Annotated in this window: 4 protein-coding genes; 3 read left to right on the forward strand and 1 reads right to left on the reverse strand. The window is 62.8% G+C overall.

Annotated elements, in window-relative coordinates; translation table 11 throughout:
• Positions 1-289: 289 nt before the first annotated feature.
• Complete coding sequence (locus VE092_RS00695; RefSeq protein WP_324872807.1) at positions 290-781, reverse strand: VOC family protein; 492 nt, start codon at positions 779-781, stop codon at positions 290-292.
• A gap of 199 nt (positions 782-980) precedes the next feature.
• Between VE092_RS00695 and VE092_RS00700 the strand changes: the two genes are divergently transcribed.
• The 3 genes from VE092_RS00700 to ggt all read left to right on the forward strand — a co-directional run bounded on the left by VE092_RS00700 (position 981) and on the right by ggt (position 5,083).
• Positions 981-1,907 (forward strand): LysR family transcriptional regulator, encoded by a 927-nt coding sequence (locus VE092_RS00700; protein WP_324872809.1) that lies wholly within the window; start codon positions 981-983, stop codon positions 1,905-1,907.
• 93 nt (positions 1,908-2,000) lie between these two features.
• On the forward strand, positions 2,001-3,059 hold the full coding sequence (locus VE092_RS00705) for a LacI family DNA-binding transcriptional regulator (RefSeq protein ID WP_324872810.1): 1,059 nt from the start codon (positions 2,001-2,003) through the stop codon (positions 3,057-3,059).
• Positions 3,060-3,322: 263 nt separating this feature from the next.
• Complete coding sequence (gene ggt, locus VE092_RS00710; protein WP_324872812.1) at positions 3,323-5,083, forward strand: gamma-glutamyltransferase; 1,761 nt, start codon at positions 3,323-3,325, stop codon at positions 5,081-5,083.
• Positions 5,084-6,000: the final 917 nt, after the last annotated feature.

A 6,000-nucleotide genomic window follows, 5' to 3' on the forward strand; every position in this document is an offset into this window, starting at 1 on the left:
GCGAGCGTCTCCTGCGGCCTCTCCTGGAGAAGGCACGGACATCTGCACTATCTGCGTAGTGTTTTATAGAGGAACCCACGAGGGCTGCACTGAGTTCCGTTCCTGAGTGTGGTATGCCGCCGCCAGCTCCGCCGCCGTGTGCCCGGAGGTTCGGATGTTAGCGTTAACATGGGGCGCGATGATAACGCTAACATTTTGAGCAGGTCAAACCTTTCTTTTGCTGCAGCGCGGCAGAAATCAGGACAGCGACGGGATCAAGAGGGAGGAGCCCTGCTGTGGCCGGCCTGCTTTACCGCTCCGTCGCCGCCAGCGGCTCCAGCAATTCGAACAGGTTGCCCCAGGGATCGCAGAAGAAAGCGAAGCGCAGTCCGAGCGGCGGCACGTCCCTGGGCTCGCTGACGATGCGTACGCCACGTTCCCGCAAGGCCGTCACCGAAGCGGCGAGGTCGTTGACGCGGAAGCAGACGTGGTGCCAGCCGGCTACTTCGTGGGTATCGAGCAGTTGCTCGAAGGCAGGCCGACTCACCGTGCAGCCCGGACCGGCAATGAATTCGATGCGAAATCCGTCGTCCTGCGCCGGGCTCAGGAAGGCCAGGGTCTTTTCTCCCAGCGGGAGACCGGGGCTGACGCGGAAGTCCAGCTTCTCGCGGTACCAGGCCGCCGCTTGCTCGAAGTCAGTTACGCGGATCCCTGCGTGGTCGCCTTTCCAGCTGGCAAAAGGGCTCCCGGCGGACAGGCTTGGGGGCGTCGGATCAGATGGCGTTGCGGTGTGCTGTGTCATGGCGATTTGCTCGATGTGGGGAGGTGAACAATCAAAAAAGAAGGAGATCCAGTGAGCGAACGATCTTTGATGCGATCAATGAAATCCAGGACCGTGATGCCTCCACACTCTCCAAAAGAGCGGCATCAAGGCATCCATACCATCGTAGAGGCCACGATGCCCCCAGACAATCCAGCAAAATGCGAATAGACTGATCGGCATGGCGAACAATACCGAACCCTCTTTCGACGACCTGTCGGTCTTTCTTGCGGTCTGCGAGACCGCCGGATTTCGCGCTGCCGCCCGCCGGCTGGGGCTGGCCCCCTCCAATGTGAGCGATACCGTGGCGCGGCTGGAGGCCGGCCTCGGCGTGCCCCTGCTCACCCGGACCACACGCAGCGTGGTCCCCACCGAAGCGGGCCGTGAACTGGTGCAGCGCCTTGCCCCGCTGTGGACGCAGGCGCGCCACGCCCTCAGCGACATCGCCAGCACCCGGCATGAAGTGCGCGGCCTGCTCAAGATCAATGTCACCGGCGCGGTGATGGTCGACATCCTGCCGCCGCTGGTGGACCGCTTCCTGGACAGGCATCCGCACGTGCGCATGGAAATCGTCGTGGAAGACCGCCTGGTCGATGTGGTTGCCGAAGGCTGTGCGGCGGGCATCCGCTATGGCGAACATCTGGCACAGGACATGGTCGCGCTGCCCATCGGGCCGCGTGTCCAGCGGCTGGCGCTGGCGGCGTCCCCCGGCTATCTCGCCCGGCACGGGACCCCGGCGCATCCTGGCGAACTGGTCGACCATGCCTGCATACGGCTGCGCTTTTCCAGCGGCGCGCTGACCGCCTGGGACTTCCAGCGCGGCGAGCAGTCGCTCACGGTGGATCCGCCGGCCCGGCTGGTGATCGGGGTCGATGCGGCACCGGCAGCGATTGACCTGGCTTGCGCCGGACACGGACTGATTTGCACCTTCGCCAACTGGCTTGAGCCGCATCTCGCCAGTGGTGCGCTGGTCCCGGTGTTGCCGCACTGGTGGCAAAGCTTTGAAGGGCCACGGCTGTATTTTCCGGGCCGACGCGTGTCCGCGCCCCTGCGTGCCTTCATCCAGGTAATCTCGGAAGACCAGGCGCAATCAAGCGCAAGCCGCTAAAAAATCAGCCCCGTCGTGGGCATCAGCCAGCCAAGACAACGGCCCGAGCAGGTATCATGTCGCCACCCTGAATGACCGCCCTCCCCTGCATCCATGACCCAGCGCGCAGCACCCAAGTCCAAGCCGAAGTCCCCTCCCGCCGTGCGCGGCAGCCGCGCTACCGGGCGCGTCACCATCATCGACGTGGCGGCCGAGGCCGGGGTGAGCCCGATGACGGTCTCGCGGGCGCTGAAAAATCCCGGCCTGGTGCAGGAACAGTCGCGCCAGCGCATCCTGGAAGCCATCGATCGGCTCGGCTATGTGCCCAACCAGGCTGCCTCGACACTGGCTTCGGCGCGTTCGCAGGTGATCGCGGTGCTGGTGCCTTCGCTGACCAATGCGGTCTTCATCGAAACCCTGTCGGGCATCCGCGATTACCTGGCCGGGGCCGGTTACCAGTTCCTCATCGGCGAGACCGGCTACGTGCGGGACAAAGAAGAACAACTCATCGCCACCTACCTGGCCCATGCACCGGCCGGTTTCCTGCTCTCCAGCAGCGAACAGCACGACATCCTGCAGGCCCGCCCCGGCAGCCGCGACATCCCGGCCGTACGCATGTTCGACCTGGGACGCAGCCAGCACGACCTGTCGGTGGGTTTCTCGCAGACCCGCGCCGGGCAGGCGGTGGCACGTCATCTGGTCCAGCGCGGCTATCGTCGGCCGGCCTTCCTGGCGGCCCAGCTGGACCCGCGCATGATGAAGCGCCGAGAAGGCTTCCGCAAAGGCCTGATCGAGGCCGGCATCCAGCCGGATATCGAGGTGCTGCTGCCGGAACCGACCACCGTCAACATGGGCGCGCAATTGCTGCGGCGGGTGCTGGAGCAGTATCCGGACTGCGATTCGGTCTTTTGCTGCAACGACGACCTGGCGCTCGGTGCGCTCTTCGAATGTCAGCGCCAGGGCATCAGCGTGCCGGGGCAGATGGCCATCGCCGGCTTCAACGACCTCTCCTGGGCGGCTTGTGCCACGCCGTCCATCACCACGGTGGTGACGCCGCGCTATGACATCGGCTACAAGTCGGCCGAGATGCTGGTGCGCCAGCTCAAGGGTGAGGACATCCTCAAGGGCCGCCTGGACCTGGGCTTCGAGCTGGCGCTGCGCGAAAGCACCTGACCCGGCGAACGACTTCGCAAGCGCCTGCTGCGCACGGGAGCTGCCTCCGGGCGGGCCACCTCATCGGTTCGCCACATCCCGTCCATCCATGGACGAATCCCCATCAATAATCCATCCATCGCTGGCCGCTGGCTCTGGACAGATGCGGTCCATTCTCTACAATCTTCCGGTGTCGTCCAGACTGTGCGGCAGCATCGCATCCGGACGGCATTCCTATAAATAATATGCACATTCCCAAGTCCAGATCACCAGGAGCATCCCTCATGCAGACATTCACCGGTCTTTGCAAACCCGCCGCCATGGCCCTGCTGCCCTTGTGCGGCGCGCTGGCCTTCCTGCCGGCCAGCGCCCAGACGGCGCCACCGGCGGCCCCCGTGGTCAAGTACGACCTGACCTACGACATCATCAGCCCCGTCCACAGCCAGCACGGCATGGTCGCCACCGAACAGGAACTGGCCACCAAGGTCGGCGTGGACATCCTCAAGAAGGGCGGCAACGCCGTCGATGCGGGCGTGGCCGTCGGTTTCGCGCTGGCGGTGGTACTGCCCAATGCGGGCAACATCGGCGGTGGCGGTTTCATGATGATCCACGATGCCAAGACCGGCAAGAACGTGGCCCTGGACTTCCGCGAGATGGCACCGCAGCGCGCCACCCGCAACATGTACCTGGACGACAAGGGCAATGTGGTGCCGGGTCGCTCGCTCTACACCCACCTGGCCGTGGGCGTACCGGGTACCGTGGCCGGCCTGTCGCATGCACTCGCCAAGTACGGCACGATGAAGCTGTCGCAGGTCATCCAGCCGGCCGTCGAACTGGCCGAAAAGGGCTACCCGGTCAGCCGCAGCCTGGCGCTGATCCTGGCCGCCGAGCGTGAGCACCTGGGCCAGTGGGATTCATCCAAGGCGATCTTCTTCAAGGAAGGCCGTCCGCTCAAGGAAGGCGAAATGCTGGTCCAGAAGGATCTGGCCAAGTCCCTGCGCCTGATCGCCAAGGAAGGTCCCAAGGCCTTCTATGACGGTGCCATCGCCAGGAAGATCGTGGCCGAGATGGACAAGCACGGCGGTCTCATCAGCGCCGACGACCTGCGCAACTACAAGGTGGTCGAACGCGTGCCGGTGTCGGGCAACTATCGTGGCTACCAGGTGATGTCCATGCCGCCGCCAAGCTCGGGCGGGGTGCATATCATCCAGATGATGAACATCCTGGAACGTTATCCGCTCAAGCAATACGGCGCCGACAGCGCCCAGACCATCCACCTGATGGCCGAAGCCATGAAGCTGGCCTACGCCGACCGTTCGGAATACCTGGGCGATCCGGATTTCACCAAGGTCCCCGTCAAGGGTCTGACTTCGCGCGCCTACGCCGACGAACTGGCCAAGAAGATCAACCCGGACCGCGCCACCCCGTCCAGCGAGATCAAGCCGGGCCAGCCGCAGCCGTATGAAAGCGATCAGACCACCCACTTCTCGGTGGCCGACAAGGACGGCAACCTGGTGGCGACCACCTACACCCTGAACCTGAACTTCGGCAGCGGCATCGTCGCCACCGGCACCGGCATCACCCTGAACAACGAGATGGATGACTTCGCCGCCAAGCCGGGCGTGCCCAATGCCTTCGGCCTGATCGGTGGCGACGCCAATGCAGTGGGACCGTACAAGCGACCGCTGTCGTCGATGTCGCCCACCTTCGTGCTCAAGGACGGCAAGCCCTTCCTGGTCACCGGCAGCCCGGGTGGCAGCCGCATCATCACGACCACGATGCAGACCATCCTCAACGTGATCGACCACGACATGAACGTGGCCGAAGCCACCATCACGCCGCGTATCCACCACCAGTGGGCACCAGACCAGCTACGCGTGGAAAAGGGCCTTTCCGCCGATACCTTGAAGATCCTGCAGGACAAGGGCCAGAAGATCAGCGTGCAACCCTCCATGGGACGCACGCAGACCATCCAGATCCGGGAAGACGGCTTTGACGGCTTCTCCGATCCGCGCAATCCGGATGGACGTACGCTGGGCTTCTGATGAGATAGGCGCTGATCTGGCCTGATCCGCAGGCCAGCACCACCGCACGGCACAAGCCGGCCCCCGTTGATCGGGCGCCGGCTTTTTCATTGCCTGCGCCGGCATACAGTTCCCCAATGGTCCCGAAAATGGACTACAAATTCATCTTTCGCACTACGCTCCTGAATCTCAAGGTCGGTACGAAAAACTTAGGTTTTATCACCACCTGAAAATCCATTTCGTTTGTGGTCAATTTTCGACACCCCCTTTTTCCCCGTCTTCTCAGCAAGCGATCAAAACGAGAAGAGGCTTCAGCACAAAGGGTTTCATCGCGATTGCACACGGCCTTTTTCCGTCGATCAAAAATTTTTCTATAACGCCATAAAAATTATTTGAGACGAAAATCGAAATCCAAATAAATGGATTTAGTTAATTTTTTGAATTTCAGACTTTTTGCCAAAAGCCCCTTATCAGGACCGGCACACGCCATCACTATGGCAGCCATTTGTCGCCACCTGCTGATTTCATCCAGGTCGAATCGAGCCGGTTCGGAGCCCTACGACGGCAGCCCGCCCGTGTGCTGCAGCGTACTGACGGGCAGTCGCACCCGATCAGGCCGCCCGATCGAAGCCATGCGCCGCGCCCGCCCGCGCGCATCCAACCCAGCCGCGATGAGACAGCCTGGCCGATCCAGATTCATTGATTCATATAAGGGAACATCATCATGACCATCACCGTCCTCAAGCAGTCCGAAGCAGATGCCTATCTCAAGAACATCTCGATCAAGGCCATCAAGGATGCGTGAGCAGTTCGGCATCGACATCAACTGGTTGCTCAGCGGCGCGCCCGCCGACATCACCACCACGCCGCTGGGCCAGGAAGTGCACACTCTGGTTCGTCATTACCGGCGCGCCGACCTGGATGCGCGCGCCATGCTG

Source organism: Herbaspirillum sp. (genome assembly GCF_035644555.1).
Classification (GTDB): Bacteria; Pseudomonadota; Gammaproteobacteria; order Burkholderiales; family Burkholderiaceae_D; genus Herbaspirillum.